Source organism: Nocardioides acrostichi (assembly GCF_015319165.1).
Lineage (GTDB): Bacteria > Actinomycetota > Actinomycetes > Propionibacteriales > Nocardioidaceae > Nocardioides > Nocardioides acrostichi.
Genome location: NZ_JADIVZ010000017.1, coordinates 47065 through 63964, shown reverse-complemented (window position 1 = coordinate 63964; position 16900 = coordinate 47065). Strand labels below are relative to the sequence as shown.

The following is a 16900-nucleotide window of genomic DNA, read 5'->3' as shown; positions in this document are numbered from 1 at the left end:
ACGCGCCGGACGACCCGGCGCGGCCCGGCAGATTCTTCAGGAGCGCAGGTGAAGCTCAAGCGGACCGACGATCCCTTCGACACCAGACCGAAGGGTGCGGTGCTGTCGGTGCGATTCGTCGTGTCGCTCCTGCTCGTCGTCCTCGGCATCGCCTGGATCGTCTACTACTACGTCGCGATGCGCGCCGACCCGTTCGTCGCGGACTCCAAGGCGGGCTCGCCGGCGTTCCTCGCCGACCTCGAGCGGTGGAACTACGTCATCGGGTTCGGTCTCTTCTTCTTGGGCCTGGCCCTCTCCGCACACCCCAGCACCCCGCTCGGGCGCGGTCGTGGTGTCGTCGCCGGCATGCTCGGCTGCTTCATCGTCGGACTGCTGTGGATCTGCACGTTCTACGTGGTGGCCGACGGCAAGATCGACAGCATCCCCGTGATGAACGACCTGCGGCAGTCGAACCTGGTGGTCGGGATCGCGTTCATGGCGGTCGGCTTCACCTTCGCCACCCGCTGGGAGTAGTAGCCCCCCGACCCGCCGTCCAGACCCGCCGCCCTCTGCAGGTGCGGCGGGTCGGCTGCTTTTTCACAGCTGGGGAGAACTCTGTGGACGAATCACAGCCGTGTAGTTCTCCACATGTTCCTCCCCAGGTGTGGACGACCACGACCGCCGGCCACACCTCCGAGCGCAGGCCGAAGCGCCGTCCGAGCACGGCTCGGACGGCGACGGGCGGGCTGCAGGTCGCGTCGGTCTCAGGCGCTGAGCAGACGCAGCGCGATCGCGCCGAGGGCTAAGAGCAGCACCGCTGCCGAGCCGAGGGCGTGCAGCAACGCGCGGCGGGGTCCGCCCTTGGCGTAGACGAAGACGCTGGTGAGCAGCAGGCCGCCGATGAACCCGCCCAGGTGCCCCTGCCACGAGATGTTGGCCCCGGTGAAGGTGAAGACGACGTTGACGGCCAGCAGCGCGAAGAGCTGGCGCATGTCGGCGTGGATGCGTCGCGCGACCACGAACAGCGCCGCGAAGAGCCCGTAGATGGCGCCCGAGGCGCCAAGGGTCGTCTGGAGGTCGCTCGCCGCCCACACGACGACCGCCGAGCCGCACACCAGGGAGATCAGGTAGAGCGCGAGGAAGCGCGCTCGGCCCAGCATCTGCTCGAGCTGTGGGCCGATGAAGTACAGCGCCAGCATGTTGAAGCCGATGTGCAGGGGCGAGACGTGCAGGAAGCCCGAGGTCACGAGCTGCCACAGGGCGCCGTTCTCCGCCCCGGGGAGCCAGTCGCCCTGGGCCGCTCCGCACACGGCCGCGGAGTCGATGTGCGGGTAGTACTGCCCACCGCCGGCCATGCACACGCCCTGCACGTGCAGGCCCAGCCAGTCGACCAGCCTCGACCCCGAGCCACCGGTGACGAGCACGGCCACCCACACCGCCACATTGAGACCGATGAGGGCCAGCGTGGTGCTGCGCGGGTCGTTGCTGCGGCGACCGCCGAAGCGGGTCAGCCCCGAGCGTGTCGACTTCTGCCCCTCCGCGACGCACGAGGGGCACTGGAAGCCGACGGAGGCGTCCCGCATGCAGTCGGGACAGATCGGACGCTCGCAGCGCTGGCAGCGGATGTGGGCCTCACGGCCGGAGTGCCGGTAACAGGTGGGCACTCCGGCCGGGTCGGTCGGCCCGGGGGTGGGCGGCTGGGTCACGGGTCGGTCAGGACTCGACGAGCTCGACCGACTCGATGACGACCGGCTCGGTGGGGCGGTCGCCCGGGCCGGTCCGCGTGGTCGCGATGGCGTCGACGACGTCGCGCGAGGGCTGGTCGGCCACCTCGCCGAAGATCGTGTGTCGGCGGTTGAGGTGCGGCGTCGGGCCCACGGTGATGAAGAACTGCGAGCCGTTGGTGCCGGGGCCGGCGTTGGCCATGGCGAGCAGGTAGGGCCGGTCGAACTGGAGCTCGGGGTGGAACTCGTCCTTGAACTGGTAGCCCGGACCGCCGGTGCCGGTGCCGGTGGGGCAGCCGCCCTGGATCATGAAGCCGGAGATGACGCGGTGGAAGATCAACCCGTCGTAGAACGGGCCGGACTTGTCGCCTGCCTTGTACTTCTTCTCACCGGAGGCGAGGCCGGTGAAGTTGTCGACCGTCTCCGGTGCGTGGTTGCCGAAGAGATCCAGGGTGATGTCGCCCTTGTTCGTCTTCAAGATGGCCTGCGAGTACGCCATGACTGCCTTTCGCTCGCGTGCGGGTGGATCGTGCGGTGGGACTCGGGCACTTCCGGGTGGTTTGTGCGTCCCGTCGATGCGGGACGATCCTTGCACGGATGCCTATCCGACCGGGTCGCCATGCCCTGCGCTCCAGGGCGCGCGCCGGCTGGTCGGGGCATCGTGATCTGATGGTGGTAATCGACCAGGAGGATGTGGATCCCATGCGGCTCCGGCGCAAGAAGACGTACTTCGAGAAGGCCACCGACGCCATCGAGTCGGCTGTCGACACCTACCGGCCGCAGGTCGAGGCGGCCGTGAGCCGTGGTCTCGACGAGGCCCGCGAGCTGGTCTCGGAGGCCCGTGACAAGGCGGGCCCCGCGCTCGCCGAGGCTCGTGAGAAGGCAGGCCCCGCGCTCGCCGACGCTCGCGACAAGGCCGCCCCTTACGTCTCCGAGGCGCGCGACAAGGCGGCGCCCTACGTCGCCGAGGCCCGCAAGAAGGCCGCGCCGTACGTGGCGGATGCCCAGAAAAAGGCCCAGAAGAAGGCGGCGCCGTTCCTCGCCGATGCGCGCGACAAGGCTGCGCCGTACCTCGCCGAGGCCCAGAAGGTGGCCCAGGAGAAGGCCGGCCCGGTGCTGGCCGACGCGCGCGACCGCGCCGTGCCGTTGGCCCAGGATCTCGCCGAGGCGGCCGGCACCAAGGCCGGCGAGCTGGGCGAGCTGGCCCAGGCCAAGGCGCTGGAGCTGCGCGGTGAGCAGCCGAAGAAGGGCTCGAAGCTGAAGAAGATCGCCCTCTTGGGCGTGGTCGCGGCCGCCGGTGGTGTCGCCTACAAGAAGCTCACCGGCAAGTCGGAGCCGACCTGGGAGTCCTCCTACGTGCCGGCTCCCCCCACGCCTCCGAAGCCCGCCGCCGCTCCCGCGCCGGCTCCGGAGGCGGCGCCGGCCGACGACAGCGCCGGATCCTCGCCCGACGAGGCGCTCTCCGACGAGGCCGCGGCCAGCTCCGAGCCCACCACACCGGACGAGCCGGCCGAGGTCGTCGAGATCGACTCCGACAAGAACTGATCCCCGAGGGGTCGCACATCGTCCCCCGAGGGGTCAGGAATCGTCCCCCGAGGGGTCGTTCACGACGAGACGGCGCCCGTGGGCTCGCTGCTGGTGAGCTCCGGGTTCTCGTCGCGCACCTTGCGGACCACCTGACGCTCGACCCAGAAGATGAGCAGCGGTACCAGGCCCGCCACCAGGGCGACCAGAGTGAAGGCGATGCTCCAGCCGGCCTTGCGCGACAGTGCGAACGCCACGACCACGTAGATCATGAACACCCAGCCGTGGGCCACCCAGAGGATGCTCGCCTGCTCGCCGAAACGCTGCCAGGTGCCGCCGTCGGCGGCGAGGTACTTCAGTGGCATGGCCACCAGGGAGCAGAAGGCCAGCAGCACCCCGACGAGGAGGGCCAGCACGCGGTAGGTGGCGAACAGCTTCACGCCGCCACGGTACTGACCTCCTGGATGCGTTCTTGCACCCACCGCCACCACACGTAGCCCACGAACGCGGCGAAGAAGACCCATTCGATGGCGTAGAGCAGGTTGCGCAGGCCGGTGCCGCCCGCCGGGGGTGGCAGCTCGGCGAGATCGGCCTGGACCAGGCCGCGGGCGTCGTCCGGCTCGCCGTCGGCGCGCACCGCTGAGAGGTCGAGCACCGCGTAGGCGTCGTAGAGGTCCTGGTCGACGTGTTGGATCAGGTCCGCGGTGCGCACCTGCGGGATGACGTCGTCGCTGCGGTCGGTGTCGACCTCACCGGTGCCATCGGTCGGTTGGAGCCAGCCCTGCACGGTGGCCGTGCCGCTCGGCGGAGGCGGCGCGTCGGCGAGTGAGGCCACCCAGCCCCGCACGATCGGCAGAGCCGAACCGTCGGGGGTGCCGATCGCCAGCGGGGTGACCACCCAGTAGCCCTCGCGGCCGCCGTGCTCCCGCCCCGAGACGAACACCGTCCCACCGCCGACCCAGGTGCCGGTGGCGGTGATGGGCTGGCCCACCTCGTTGCCCGGGAACGGGTCGTTGCCCCCCATCACCGAGGTGAGCGGCTTCGCCGCAGCGTGGGTGAGGTCTCGGCTCTCGGCGGCGCGTTGCGCCTGATAGGCGGAGTACTGCCACCAGCCCAGTGCGAGAGTCGCGGCGACGAGTAGCAGGGCCAGCAGGTGCCCTCCCCACAAGCGGGGGGCGAACGCCGACGTCACGCCGTTCAGCGTACGCGGCACGCTGCAAGTCTCCCGTCGCGACCTGGGGCCGCGACCACCGTGCGCGACGTCCGAAGGCGCGGCTCGCGCCCGGCACGCGCCGGACGACGCTCAGCCGCAGGCGGTGAAGCCGAGGCGGCGTCGCAGGGTGAGCGTGGCGGCGTCGCCGGGGTCGACGATCTGGAAGCCCAGGCGGCCCGACCGCGGGTCGGCGACACCATCACGCAGCGCGCCACCGATGCCGGGAGTGTCGTCGGTGAGCTGGAGGCGCGTGAACACATCGGTGCGGTCGGCCCCGAGCCGTGCGGTGGCGAGCTCGGTCTGGAAGCTCATCGAGTAGGCGTCCAGCGGCAGGAGGCCGGAGTCGTCCGAAGACGGCACGCAGCCCTGCTCGACGTAGGTCGACACGGCTCCGTCGCCGAGGAGCGCGAGGGTCGCGGGGCCGGACCACGTGGAGGAGCCGTCGCCGGCCTCGCCGGAGAGGACGAGCCCGTCGGCCGCGTCGACGCGGGCGCCCTTGAGCGGGCCCACGCCGGCCTTGACCGCCTTCTCGACCGCCTGGGGGTCGATGATGGCGTGCAGTCCGAGGATCCAGCCGACCTGCTTGCCGGCGTCGTCGTAGAGCAGCGCCTCCCAGCCGACGTCCTCCTGGCCGAAGGAGAACTGTGAGAGCAGCTGGGTCTCGGCGGGGCGCAGCACGCCCGAGGAGAGCATCGCGGTCTGGGTCTGCGCGCGCTTCCAGAACGACGCCCGCGCGGCCGGCGTCAGGTCACTGGAGAGCTTGGTGATGCCGAGGTCGAGGGCCACGGCGTCGAAGTCGGTCACCGCGATCGCGCTGACGTCGTCCGGCACGTGCTGGACGGCGATCTCAGCGGGCGTGGGGCGCCCCTCGTCGACGACGGGCGCCGCTGCCGCAGTCGGGATCGCGGTCTCCTCCGGCGAGGGGATCGACGAACCGCAGGCTGTCGCCGTGGCCGCCACCAGGGCAGCCAGGAGCGTCGGGAGCACACGTGTTCGCACGGGGGAAGTGTGCCACCTGGGTGAGCCGCGTGAGACCGAAACGGTGATCCGGCACATCAGGCCGAGACGTCGTGCCGCGTCGTCGTGGTCGGCTGCCATCCGGGCCCCCTGACCACGTGCCCCCAGCGGTCTCGCCAGGTGCTCGCCCGCCACACGTCGCGCCCGATCGCGGCGAACTCGTGGGTGGCCACGCGGGCCGGGTTGAAGGTGTTCACGTTCTTGGTCAGGCCGTAGCGCACGCGCTCACCCTCGGCCTCGAAGGTTCCGAAGAGGCGGTCCCACACGATGAGGATGCCGCCGTAGTTCTTATCGAGGTACTGGGTGTTCGAGCCGTGGTGCACGCGGTGGTGCGAGGGGGTGTTCATCACGAGCTCGATCGGCTTCCAGAGCCGGCCGATGCGCTCGGTGTGGATGAAGAACTGGTAGAGCAGGCTGATCGACTGCTGGAGCAGGATCATCCACGGCGAGAACCCGAGGAATGCCAGCGGCAGCCAGTACGGCAGTGAGCTGAACGGCGTCCACGGCTGTCGGAGCGCGGTGGAGAGGTTGTAGAACTCGCTGGAGTGGTGCACGACGTGGCTGGCCCAGAGGATCCGGATCGTGTGGTGCGTGCGGTGGTAGGCGTAGTAGGCGAGGTCGTCGGCGAAGAACAGCGCCACCCAGGTGAGCGGGTGGTCGGCCGGGAGCTGCCACGGACTGACGAGGTAGGCGGCGGCGTAGACCGCCACGACGACGAGCTTCCAGCCCAGGTTGACCGCCACGTTGCCCAGCCCCATCGCCACGCTGGTGCGGGCGTCGCGCACGTCGTACCCGAGCTCGTCGTCGTCGGGTAGGAAGTAGAACGACGCCGCCTCGAGCGCGAGGCAGACGATGAACACGGGGATCGCGTGCTGGATCAGGTCGAACATGGGTGCTCCTCGGGTGAGCAGGGGTGTCAGAGGTGCGCGGCGATGCGCGCGACGGTGCGGCCGAGCAGGTCTGCGGCGAGTCGCTGGGCGCCGTCGGCGTCGCGGTCGGCGATGAGGCGGGCGAGGTGCTGGTGGGCGTCGCGGTCGACGTACTCCTCGCCGAGGCCGAGGTCGACGACGGTCTGCCAGCCGATCTCGGTGAAGCCGGCGACGAGCGTGTTCAAGCCGAGGCGGTAGGCGATGTTGCCCGACCCCTCGATCACGGCTGTCCAGAAGTCGAGGTCGGGGGCGAAGGTGTCGGCGATCGCGGAGGAGTCGATCGGGTAGGCCTGCGCCGCGGCGAGGACGATGCCGATCTGGTCGTCGCTGGCCCGTTCGGCGCAGAGCCGGGCGGCGTCGGCGGCGACCGATCGCCGCATCTCGCTGATGTCGCGCAGGATCTCGAGCGGGGTCAGGGCGCCGGCGGCGGCCAACTGCGAGAGGGTGTCGAGACCGGCGTGTCCGCGCCAGTCGAGCACCCGGGTCTTGCCGCCCTGGCTGATGCGCACCAGCCCGGCCTGCTGCACGCGCTTGAGCGCCTCGCGCACCGCGTGCCGGTTCACCTCGAACCGCTCGGCCAGCTCGCGCTCGCCGGGCAGCGCGTCGCCGGGTGTTAGGCGGCCGGAGAGGATCTCGGCCACGAGCTGCCCGAAGACCACGTCGGAGACGGCGCTGCGGGTGACCGGCGTGATGTCCATGCGAAGAGGATGCGTCGTCGTTGGTCTGAGGTCAACTGGTTGGACCAGTTACCTGGATCACGACGGTTCTTGGCTAGGGTCCGGCCATGAACACGACTGAAAGCCCCGTCCTGCTCGTCCTCGGTGCCGGCCCGGGCCTCGGGCTGGCCGTGGCCCGCCGGTTCGCGCGCGAGGGGTACCTCGCCGTGCTCGCCACGCGCACTGAAGCGGACGCCGAGCCGTTGGCGGCCGCGCTCGTCGCCGAGGGCTTCGCGGCCGAGGGTGTGGCCGTCGATCTGGCCGATCCCGCCGACGTCTCGGCCGTGGTGCGTGGGGTCGGGGAGCGGCACGGCCGCATCGACGTGCTGCACTTCAACCCCAGCTTCTGGCGTGAGCGCAACCCTCTCGAGCTCACCGTGCCCGAGTTGCTCGAGGACGTCGCCCTCGGCGCGGGCGTCCTCCTCCCGGCCGTCCAGGCCGCCCGCCCGTTCCAGTCCTCCGGGTCGCGCGTGCTGGTGACCGGCAGCATGGCCGCGGACGAACCGAACCCGGCCGCTGCGTCGCTAGGCGTGCAGAAGGCCGCCGTCCGCAACCTCGTCGCCAGCCTCGACGGCGTGCTCGCGGACGACGACATCCGTGCGGTCGCCGTCCAGATCAACGGGGCGCTGGCGAAGGAGGGCCCGTTCTCCCCCACCCCCATCGCCGACGCGATGTGGGCTGCCGTCGCGCGGGACGCCGACGGCTGGACGGCTCATGTGCCCTACGACGGGTGAGGATCCGCGGAGGGTGCGCTGCGCGAGCCGACCTGCGGTCTCATCGGTGGAGCCTAGGGGACTCGAACCCCTAACCCCCTGCTTGCAAAGCAGGTGCGCTACCAATTGCGCCAAGGCCCCTGGCGACGGCGGAGGCCGTCGAGGTGGTGGGTCAGTTGCGGGCGACCGGGTCGGTGGCCTCGGCCCAGAGTGCGGCCTCGGCGCGGGAACCGTCCATCTTCTTCTTCGCGAAGACCGCGCCGCCGGCGGCGAGTGCGAGGAGAAGGATCTTCTTCATGTCGGCCTCCGCGGATTCCGAGGGATCGGGGTGTGGGGGCGGAGCCCCCGTGTGAGTGGGCCTAACAGGACTTGAACCTGTGACCTCTTCCTTATCAGGGAAGCGCTCTAACCGTCTGAGCTATAGGCCCTCGAGGTGGTCGCGGTACCCCGCGGACCGAGGCGAGACGTTACCCGACCCGCAGGTCAGGCGACAAAACGGCTCAGTTGTCCTCGGCGAGCGTGACCTCGATGCCGCCGAGTAGGGCTGCGGCCATGTTGTAGAGGAACGCTCCGAGCGTCGCCGCGGCGGTGATGAGCACGACGTCGATCGCGGCCACGAGCATCGAGAAGCCCATGACGCGCGAGGTGCCGATGTAGTCCTCGACGTTGAAGGACGACGCGGAGTTCGGGCCGACGACGTCGGTGACGGTCTTGTTCAGCGAGTCCCACACGCCGGCACCGCCGAGCACGGTCCACACGACCAGCACGGAGACGACGGTGACGATGCCGAAGGCGACCGAGAGCAGGAACGCGGTCTTCATCACCGACCACGGGTCGATGCGGGTGAGCCGCAGGCGGGCGCGGCGCGGGTTGCGGGCGGCCGCGGACGACGTCTTCGGGGTCGTCGCGGACCCGGCTGCGGCGGACTTGTTGGCCTCGTGCTCCTCCGAGGCCCGGCTCAGCCGAGCCTGCACACGATCTGCCAGGGACCCGCTCGTGCTCGTGCCGGCGCTGCCGCCGGCACGGGTCTCGGTGGTCCGTTCGGTCATCGGTCATCCTCGGGGGTTTCGGTCGAGTCGGACACATCCGTTGACGCGTCGTCGGCCTCGATTGTTGCATCCGACCCCAGATCGGGCGATGTCTCCGCGTCGGGTGCCCCCTCGACAGCGGGAACCTCGTCGGCCGCGTCGTCCTCGGTGGCCTCGACCGACCGGGCGACGACCGCGACCGTGTCGCCCCGCTTCGGCGTCACGAACTTCACGCCCTGGGTGGAGCGGCCCGTCGGGCGGAAGGCGTCGTCGATGGGGCTGCGAACGACCTGACCGGTGGCGGTGATGGAGAGCACTTCGTCGCCGTCCTCGACGATGAATGCGCCCACGAGTCCGCCACGGTCGGCGTTGGTGAGCGCCATCGCCTTGATACCGAGGCCGCCTCGCGACTGGAGGCGGTACTCGGAGATGCGCGAGCGCTTGGCGAAGCCTCCGTCGGTGATGGTGAAGACGTACTGCGGCTTGACCTCGGCGACCTGCTCGGCGCTCGCCTCGACGTCGGGCGACTCCTCGGTCTGCTCCGCGAGACCCGCGGCCTCCTCGGCGGCCACCTGCGCAGCGCGGATGATCGACATCGACAGCAGCGAGTCGTCGCCGCGGAACTTCATGCCCGTGACGCCGGACGTCGCACGCCCCATCGGGCGCAGTTGGGTGTCGTCGGCGCGGAACCGGATCGCCTGACCCAGCCGCGAGACCAACAGCACGTCGTCCTCGCCGTAGACCAGCTCGGCGCCGATCAGCTCGTCTTGCCCCAGAGTCGGGTGTGGATCGCGGAAGTTGATGGCGATGACGCCTGCCTGCCGCGGGGAGTTGTAGTCGCCGAGGCGGGTCTTCTTGACCAGGCCGTTGCGCGTGGCAAGCACCAGGTACGGCGCCTGCTCGTAGTCGCGGATCGCGAGCACCTGGGCGATCTGCTCGTCCGGCTGGAACGACAGCAGCCCGGCCACGTGGCCACCCTTGGCGTCGCGCGCGGCCTCGGGCAGGTTGTAGGCCTTGGTGCGGTAGACCCGGCCGGCGGTGGTGAAGAACAGCAGCCAGTGGTGGCTGGTGGTGGCGATGAAGTGCTCCACGACGTCGTCGCCGCGCAGGCTCGCACCGCGCACACCCTTGCCGCCGCGCTTCTGCGTGCGGTAGAGCCCGCGCTGGGTGCGCTTGGCGTACCCGCCGCGGGTGATCGAGACGACGACCTCCTCGTCGGGAATCAGATCCTCCATCGAGAGGTCGCCGTCGGCCGCGATGATCTGGGTGCGTCGGTCGTCGCCGAACTTGTCGACGATCCCGGTGAGCTCCTCGGCGACGATCGAGCGCTGCCGGGCCTCGTTGGCCAAGATGTCCTCGAGGTCGGCGATCTCCTCCTCGAGCTGGGCGAGGTGGTCGACGATCTTCTGCCGCTCCAGGGCCGCGAGACGGCGGAGCTGCATTTCGAGGATGGCGTTGGCCTGCACCTCGTCGATGTCGAGCAGTTCCATCAGGCCCGTGCGTGCGTCGTCGACCTCGGGGCTGCGACGGATCAGCGCGATGACCTCGTCGAGGGCGTCGAGCGCCTTGACCAGACCGCGGTAGATGTGGGCCTGGCGCTGCTTCTCGGCGAGGCGGTAGCGGGTGCGCCGCTGGATGACCTCGATCTGGTGGGCGACCCAGTTGCTGATGAACTGGTCGATGGTCAGGGTGCGCGGCACGCCGTCGACCAGCGCCAGCATGTTGGCGCTGAAGTTGGTCTGCAGCTCGGTGTGCTTGAGCAGGTTGTTGAGCACCACCCGCGCCACGGCGTCACGCTTGAGGACGACGACCAGGCGCTGCCCGGTGCGAGAGGAGGTGTCGTCGCGGACGTCGGCGATGCCCTGCACCTTGCCCGAGTCGGCCAGCTCGGCGATCTTCAGCGCCAGGTTGTCGGGGTTGACCATGTAGGGCAGCTCGGTGATCACCAGGCAGGTGCGGCCCTTGGAGTCCTCGTCGACCTCGATGACCGCGCGCTGGGTGACCGAGCCCCGGCCGGTGCGGTAGGTCTGTTCGATGCCCTCGCGGCCCACGATGAGGGCGGCGTTCGGGAAGTCGGGGCCCTTGATGCGCTCGATCAGCGCATCTTGGAGCTCCTCGCGGGTGGCATCGGGGTGCTCGAGCGCCCAGATGGCGCCCTCGGCGACCTCGCGCAGGTTGTGCGGCGGGATGTTCGTGGCCATACCGACGGCGATGCCGGCCGAGCCGTTGACCAGCAGGTTCGGGAAGCGGGCGGGCAGGATCGTCGGCTCCGAGGAGCGGCCGTCGTAGTTCGGCTGGAAGTCGACGGTGTCCTCGTCGATGTCGCGGACCATCTCCATGGCCAGCGGGGCGAGCCGACACTCGGTGTACCGCATGGCCGCGGCCGGGTCGTTGCCCGGTGAGCCGAAGTTGCCCTGCCCCTGGATCAGTGGCGCCCGCATCACCCACGGCTGCGCGAGCCGCACGAGGGTGTCGTAGATGGCGGAGTCGCCGTGCGGGTGGTACTGACCCATGACGTCGCCGACGACGCGGCTGCACTTGGAGAAGCCTCGGTCGGGGCGGTAGCCGCCGTCGTCCATCGCGTAGAGCACCCGGCGGTGCACCGGCTTGAGGCCGTCGCGGACGTCGGGCAGCGCACGGCCGACGATGACCGCCATCGCGTAGTCGATGTAGGAGCGCTGCATCGAGGTCTGGAGCTCGACGCGCTCGATCCGTCCGCCCGGGGTGCCGCCGTCGGTGGGGGTCTGGGTCACGATGTCTCTCTCTGTGTTGCTCTAAGCATTTCTAGAGGATTCATTAGATAGCCGGATAGGCATCTAGGCAGGCGTCACGAGGTGCGTGCGATCGCAAGGCGGCGGAGCGAAGGCGACCTCTGAGCGAAGCGGGTCGTCGAGCTCTGCCAACGCGGCGAGCGTGCGTGCATCGTGGCTCCTGTCAGATGTCCAGGAATCGGACGTCTTTAGCGTTGCGCTGGATGAACGAGCGGCGCTGGTCGACGTCCTCGCCCATGAGGATGGAGAAGATCTCGTCGGCGTGCGCGGCGTCGTCGAGGGTGACCTGGAGCAGCAGCCGGTTGTCGGGGTCCATCGTGGTCTCCCAGAGTTCGTCGGCGTTCATCTCACCGAGACCCTTGTACCGCTGGACCGGGTTCTCCTTGGGCAGCTTCTTGCCGGCGGCGAGGCCCGCGTCGCGCAGCGCGTCGCGCTCGGCGTCGGAGTAGACGAACTCGTGCTCGGCCGGCTTGTTCCACCGCAGCCGGTACAGCGGTGGCTGGGCCATGTAGACGTGCCCATGCTCGATGAGCGGCTTCATGAACCGGAACAGCAACGTGAGCAGGAGCGTGTTGATGTGGTGACCGTCGACATCGGCGTCGGCCATCAGCACGACCTTGTGGTAGCGCAGCTTCTCGAGGTCGAACTCGTCGTGGATGCCGGTGCCGAGCGCGGAGATGATCGACTGCACCTCGGTGTTGCCGAGCACCTTGTCGATGCGCGCCTTCTCGACGTTGAGGATCTTGCCGCGGATCGGGAGGATCGCCTGCACCCGCGGGTCGCGACCGGACTTGGCCGAGCCGCCGGCGGAGTCGCCCTCGACGACGAAGATCTCGCATTCGCCGGGACTCGTGGACTGACAGTCGGCGAGCTTGCCGGGTAGCCCGGACTTGCCGAGCAGGCCCTTGCGGTCGCGGGCGAGATCGCGGGCCTTGCGCGCGGCGTTGCGGGCGTTGGCCGCGGCCTGGGCCTTGCGGATGATCTCGCGACCCTCCGCCGGGTTCTCCTCGAACCAGGCGCCGAGCTGGTCGTGCACGACTCGCTGGGTGAACCCGCGCGCCTCGGTGTTGCCGAGCTTGCCCTTGGTCTGGCCCTCGAACTGCGGCTCGGCCAGCTTGATCGAGATGATCGCGGTGAGGCCCTCGCGGATGTCCTCGCCCTTGACGCGGTCATCGGGCTTCTTCATCAGGCCCCAGTCCTCGCCCCAGGAGTTGACCAGGGTCGTCAGCGCCGCACGGAAGCCCTCCTCGTGCGTGCCGCCCTCGGCGGTGTTGATCGCGTTGGCGAAGGTGTGCACCGACTCGGTGTACGCATCGGCCCACTGCATCGCGATCTCGAGGCTCATCTCGTTGTCGGTGCCCGCCGGGCTGTCGGCCTCGAAGCTGATGACGGTCGGGTTGGCGGCGGTCTTCGAGCGGTTGAGGTGCTCGACGAAGTCGACCAGACCGCGGTCGTAGCGGAACACCTGCTCCAGGGCACCGGACGACGACTTCGGCGCGTCGGCGCCGCCGTCGACGTCGTTCGAGACGGTGTCGTCCTCGACGGCCTCGGCGACCTCCTCGGCACCTGCGCGCTCGTCGCGGACCACGATCTCCAGGCCCTTGTTCAAGAACGCCATCTCGCGGATGCGGGAGGTGATCGTCTCCAGGGAGTACGCCGTGGTCTCGAAGATGTCGGGGCTGGCCCACCAGGTGATGGTGGTGCCGGTGCGCTCGTCGGGCTCCATGGCGCGCACCTGCTCCAGGCCGCCGTCGGGAACGCCCTTGGAGAAGGTCTGGCGCCAGAGGTGGCCGCGGTTCTTCACCTCGGCCACCACCTTGGTCGACAGTGCGTTGACGACCGAGACGCCGACACCGTGGAGGCCACCGGAGACCTTGTAGCCACCGCCTCCGAACTTGCCGCCGGCATGCAGCACGGTGAGCGCGAGCGTGAGGGCCGGCAACTCCTGGCCGGCGGCGGTGTCGGTCGGGATTCCGCGGCCGTTGTCCTCGACGCGCATCGAGCCGTCATCGCACAGCGTGACGACGATGCGGTCGCAGTAGCCCGCCATCCGCTCGTCGACCGCGTTGTCGACGATCTCCCAGATGAGGTGGTGCAGGCCGCGCTCACCGGTGGAGCCGATGTACATGCCGGGACGCTTGCGCACGGCCTCGAGGCCTTCGAGGACCTGGATGGCCGAGGCGTCATATTCGACTCCGTTGGGCGGTTCGACGGGGCTCTGCTCGGACACTGCTGACCTCTTCTGGGCAGGGGGCGGCGCATCGCACCACGAGATGGCGGGGGTGTGCGTCGACGACGCCTGACCCCCACCCGCCATGATACCGGTCTGAGAGCCTCAGAACACGCGTCGTCCCCAGGCGAGGGGTCCGTGTCGTCTCAGGACCGCCGCTCAGCGGCTCCAGAACCCGGCTCAGAGGCACGAGCGACCCCGTAGTGGTGGCCCCATACGTCCCTTGACCCGCCAGGGCGCCGCTGAGTGCCTGCGCGCTGACGCCCGAGACCTTAGCCGTAGGTGTCGCGCGGGCCGCGGCCGTCGCGCACGCTGCGGGGGCCTTTGCGCCAGGACGGGCCGTGCGGGCCGAGCACCTCGATCGAGGCGACGGTGCCGGCGCCGAGCTCGTCGGCCAGCCGGGCGATCAGTTGGGGTGTGAGCAGCCGGAGCTGGGTCGCCCAGGCGGTGGAGTCGGTGCGCAGGACGAGGCGGCCGTCGTCGAAGGTCTCCGGTGTCGAGTGCGCGGCGATCTCCTCGCCGACCAGGGTGGGCCAGCGACCGAAGATGCCGTGCACGCGCAGGTCGAGCTCCCAGCCGCGGTCGGAGACCAGGCGGGAGAGGCTGCCGTCGAGCAGTTGCGGGTCGCGGTCGTCGGGCCGGCCTCGGCGTCCGGCCTTCGGCGCTCCGGTCGGACGACGGCCCGGGCGCCTGCGGGCGGGTTCGCCACCCGCGGCGGCCAGGGAGCGGGCGGCGCGCCGGGCCAGGTCGAGTCCGTCGGTGCGGTGCTCCTCGCCCTCGTCCTCTGCCGGACCCTGGGCCAGTTCCTCGTCGAGATCCCGGCTGCGATCCGGATCCTCGTGCTCGCCGTCCTGGCCGGGGGGCTGGGTCACGACCCGTCCTCGGCGTGCACCTCGCCGCCGGCCACCGTGTAGCGGCGTCCGGCGAGTGCGGCGGGCACGTCTTCGGGCACGGCGGCGGTGACCAGCACCTGCTCGGCATCGGCCACCAGAGAGGCGAGCTGGTCGCGCCGCGTGGAGTCGAGCTCGGCGAAGACGTCGTCGAGGATGAGGATCGGGTCGTCGCCGTCGTCGCGGAGCAGGTCGTAGGAGGCCAGCCGCAGGGCCAGCGCGAACGACCACGACTCCCCGTGCGAGGCGTAGCCCTTCACCGGCAGTCGGGTGCCGACGTCGACGGGGCCGCTCCCGGTGGCCAGGGTGAGAAGCAGTTCGTCGCGGTGCGGCCCGACGAGGGAGACGCCGCGGTCCAGCTCGTCGCGACGGCGGTCCTCCAGCGCGGCCAGCAGGGTCTTCTCGACCTGGGGCAGGTCACGCTGGTCGGGCAGTTCGACGCTGGGGCGGTACTCCAGATCGGCGGCGTCGCGACCGGCTCCTCGCGCGACCGCCGCATACGCGGCTGCGACGTAGGGGCGCATCGCATCGACCAGGTCGAGACGTGCCACCAGAAGTTCCGCACCGAGTGAGGCCAGGTGTGAGTCCCAGACCGAGAGGGTGGCCAGTGCGCCCTCTGCACTGCTGCTGCCCCGGCGAGCGGCCCCCGCGGTCTTGAGCAGGCTGTTGCGCTGGCGCAGCACCCGGTCGTAGTCGGCGCGCAGGCCGGCGATCCGCGGCGCGCGCAGCACGAGCAGATCGTCGAGGAACCGTCGGCGGTCACCGGGGTCGCCCTTCACCAGGGTGAGGTCGTCGGGTGCGAAGAGCACCGTGCGGACCAGCCCGATGAGCTCGCGTGAGCGTGGCAGCGCGGAGCGGTTGACCTTGGCCCGGTTGCTGCGACCCGGGTTGATCTCGACCTCGAGCACCGCCGTCCGGCCCTCGCGCACGACCGCGGCACGCACGACCGCTCGCTCCGCACCCGCCCGCACCAGGGGGGCATCGGAGGCGACGCGGTGCGAGGAGAGGCGGGAGAGGTAGTCGATCGCCTCGACGAGGTTCGTCTTGCCCTGCCCGTTGCGACCCACGAGCGCCGTGGCGCCTGGCTCCAGCGCGACCTCCGCTACCGGGTAGGAGCGGAAGTCGTACAGCGAGAGGTGACTGACGTGCACGACGAACGCGATCAGGTGGGGTGAGGGGCCGGCCGGTCAGCCCTGGGCGCCGGCGGGTGGCCCGACGTGCACCGCATGGCCGCCGAACTGGTTGCGCATCGCGGCGATCGCCTTCATCGCCGGGGAGTCGTCCTGTCGCGAGGCGAAGCGGGCGAACAACGAAGCGGCGATGGCGTTCATCGGCACGGCGTGGTCGATGGCGGCCTGAACGGTCCAGCGACCTTCACCGGAGTCGTCGGCCCAGCCCTCGAGCGCCTCGAGGTGATGGTCGTCCTCGAGTGCGGTGGTGAGCAGGTCGAGCAGCCAGGATCGGATGACGGTGCCCTCGCGCCAGGAGGCGAAGACCTCGGGCACGTTCTCGACGAGGTCGACCGCCTCGAGCAGCTCCCAGCCCTCGGCGTAGGCCTGCATCATGGCGTACTCGATGCCGTTGTGGACCATCTTGGCGAAGTGTCCGGCGCCCGCCTTCTGCCCCGCGTGCACGAACCCGCCGCCGTCGGGCTTGAGGGCATCGAAGATCGGCTGCGCCGTGGCGACGAACTCGTCTGCCCCGCCGCACATGAGCGCGTAGCCGTTCTCGAGACCCCAGACTCCGCCGGAGACGCCGCAGTCGACGAAGCCGATGCCACGCTCTGCCAGTTGCGCTGCGTGGGCCTGGTCGTCGGTGTAGCGCGAGTTGCCGCCATCGATGACCAGGTCACCTTCGCCCAGGAGCCCCTTGAGCTCATCGATCGTGCCATGCGTCGGATCCCCGGCCGGCACCATCACCCACACGACCTTCGGCTCCGGGAGTTGATCGACCATGTCGGCCAACGAGGTGGAGTCGGAGAGATCCTGGTTGCGGTCGTAGCCCACGACCGTGTGCCCGGCGTTGCGCAAGCGGGTGCGCATGTTGCCACCCATCTTTCCGAGACCGACGAGACCGAGATGCATGGGGCGGCTCCTTCTAGCGCTGGCGGCAGATCCTTCGGTGACGCGGCCACGGTAGCCAGCGGTACGCAGCGCCGGTCGTCCG

Annotated in this window: 17 protein-coding genes and 2 tRNA genes; 3 read left to right on the top strand and 16 right to left on the bottom strand. The window is 70.1% G+C overall.

The window, feature by feature from the left end; genetic code table 11:
* Positions 1-48 precede the first annotated feature (48 nt).
* Positions 49-513 (top strand): cell division protein CrgA, encoded by a 465-nt coding sequence (locus ISG29_RS20015; RefSeq protein WP_194505218.1) that lies wholly within the window; start codon positions 49-51, stop codon positions 511-513.
* A gap of 230 nt (positions 514-743) precedes the next feature.
* Here ISG29_RS20015 and ISG29_RS21780 read toward each other — a convergent pair whose 3' ends face one another.
* Positions 744-1685: a rhomboid family intramembrane serine protease gene (locus ISG29_RS21780; RefSeq protein WP_207793398.1), complete on the bottom strand. Its 942-nt coding sequence runs from the start codon at positions 1683-1685 to the stop codon at positions 744-746.
* Between the two features lie 7 nt (positions 1686-1692).
* Entirely contained in the window at positions 1693-2202 is a 510-nt protein-coding gene (locus tag ISG29_RS20005) for a peptidylprolyl isomerase (RefSeq protein ID WP_194505217.1), read from the bottom strand.
* Positions 2203-2405: 203 nt separating this feature from the next.
* Here ISG29_RS20005 and ISG29_RS20000 point away from each other — a divergent pair, with 203 nt between their 5' ends.
* Positions 2406-3248, top strand: a complete 843-nt coding sequence (locus ISG29_RS20000; protein ID WP_207793397.1) for a hypothetical protein — start codon at positions 2406-2408, stop codon at positions 3246-3248.
* 59 nt (positions 3249-3307) lie between these two features.
* Here the strand turns inward: ISG29_RS20000 and ISG29_RS19995 are convergent, their stop codons facing one another.
* From ISG29_RS19995 to ISG29_RS19975, 5 genes are all read right to left on the bottom strand, one after another.
* A complete protein-coding gene (locus tag ISG29_RS19995; RefSeq protein ID WP_328829976.1) occupies positions 3308-3667 on the bottom strand; it encodes a DUF3817 domain-containing protein in 360 nt (119 codons plus the stop codon).
* The gene (locus ISG29_RS19990) at positions 3664-4440 is read right to left on the bottom strand and encodes an SURF1 family protein (RefSeq protein WP_194505214.1); all 777 of its coding nucleotides are present in this window, start codon (positions 4438-4440) and stop codon (positions 3664-3666) included. The genes ISG29_RS19995 and ISG29_RS19990 overlap by 4 nt, the downstream gene beginning before the upstream one ends.
* Positions 4441-4530: 90 nt before the next feature.
* Positions 4531-5439 carry a hypothetical protein gene (locus tag ISG29_RS19985; RefSeq protein ID WP_194505213.1) on the bottom strand — a complete coding sequence of 303 codons (909 nt, stop codon included), beginning with the start codon at positions 5437-5439 and terminating at the stop codon, positions 4531-4533.
* A gap of 56 nt (positions 5440-5495) precedes the next feature.
* Positions 5496-6347, bottom strand: coding sequence for a sterol desaturase family protein (locus ISG29_RS19980; RefSeq protein ID WP_194505212.1), 852 nt, complete (start codon positions 6345-6347; stop codon positions 5496-5498).
* A gap of 26 nt (positions 6348-6373) precedes the next feature.
* Positions 6374-7084: a FadR/GntR family transcriptional regulator gene (locus ISG29_RS19975; RefSeq protein ID WP_194505211.1), complete on the bottom strand. Its 711-nt coding sequence runs from the start codon at positions 7082-7084 to the stop codon at positions 6374-6376.
* Positions 7085-7170: 86 nt separating this feature from the next.
* Here ISG29_RS19975 and ISG29_RS19970 point away from each other — a divergent pair, with 86 nt between their 5' ends.
* The gene (locus tag ISG29_RS19970) at positions 7171-7836 is read left to right on the top strand and encodes an SDR family NAD(P)-dependent oxidoreductase (RefSeq protein WP_194505210.1); all 666 of its coding nucleotides are present in this window, start codon (positions 7171-7173) and stop codon (positions 7834-7836) included.
* Positions 7837-7883: 47 nt separating this feature from the next.
* Here the strand turns inward: ISG29_RS19970 and ISG29_RS19965 are convergent.
* The 9 genes from ISG29_RS19965 to gnd all read right to left on the bottom strand — a co-directional run bounded on the left by ISG29_RS19965 (position 7884) and on the right by gnd (position 16887).
* A tRNA-Ala gene (locus ISG29_RS19965) sits at positions 7884-7956 on the bottom strand.
* Between the two features lie 31 nt (positions 7957-7987).
* The gene (locus ISG29_RS21170) at positions 7988-8113 is read right to left on the bottom strand and encodes a DLW-39 family protein (protein ID WP_235960463.1); all 126 of its coding nucleotides are present in this window, start codon (positions 8111-8113) and stop codon (positions 7988-7990) included.
* A gap of 56 nt (positions 8114-8169) precedes the next feature.
* A tRNA-Ile gene (locus ISG29_RS19960) sits at positions 8170-8243 on the bottom strand.
* Positions 8244-8315: 72 nt separating this feature from the next.
* Positions 8316-8864, bottom strand: a complete 549-nt coding sequence (locus ISG29_RS19955) for a DUF3566 domain-containing protein (RefSeq protein ID WP_194505209.1) — start codon at positions 8862-8864, stop codon at positions 8316-8318.
* Positions 8861-11596 (bottom strand): DNA gyrase subunit A, encoded by a 2736-nt coding sequence (gyrA, locus tag ISG29_RS19950; protein WP_194505208.1) that lies wholly within the window; start codon positions 11594-11596, stop codon positions 8861-8863. The genes ISG29_RS19955 and gyrA overlap by 4 nt, the downstream gene beginning before the upstream one ends.
* Before the next feature lie 181 nt (positions 11597-11777).
* Positions 11778-13931: a DNA topoisomerase (ATP-hydrolyzing) subunit B gene (gene gyrB, locus ISG29_RS19945; RefSeq protein WP_194505207.1), complete on the bottom strand. Its 2154-nt coding sequence runs from the start codon at positions 13929-13931 to the stop codon at positions 11778-11780.
* Between the two features lie 185 nt (positions 13932-14116).
* On the bottom strand, positions 14117-14716 hold the full coding sequence (locus ISG29_RS19940) for a DUF721 domain-containing protein (protein ID WP_328829968.1): 600 nt from the start codon (positions 14714-14716) through the stop codon (positions 14117-14119).
* Positions 14713-15885, bottom strand: coding sequence for a DNA replication/repair protein RecF (gene recF / locus ISG29_RS19935; protein ID WP_194505206.1), 1173 nt, complete (start codon positions 15883-15885; stop codon positions 14713-14715). Before recF ends, ISG29_RS19940 begins: the two co-directional genes overlap by 4 nt.
* A 36-nt stretch (positions 15886-15921) precedes the next feature.
* Positions 15922-16887: a phosphogluconate dehydrogenase (NAD(+)-dependent, decarboxylating) gene (gene gnd, locus ISG29_RS19930; protein WP_268927803.1), complete on the bottom strand. Its 966-nt coding sequence runs from the start codon at positions 16885-16887 to the stop codon at positions 15922-15924.
* Positions 16888-16900: the final 13 nt, after the last annotated feature.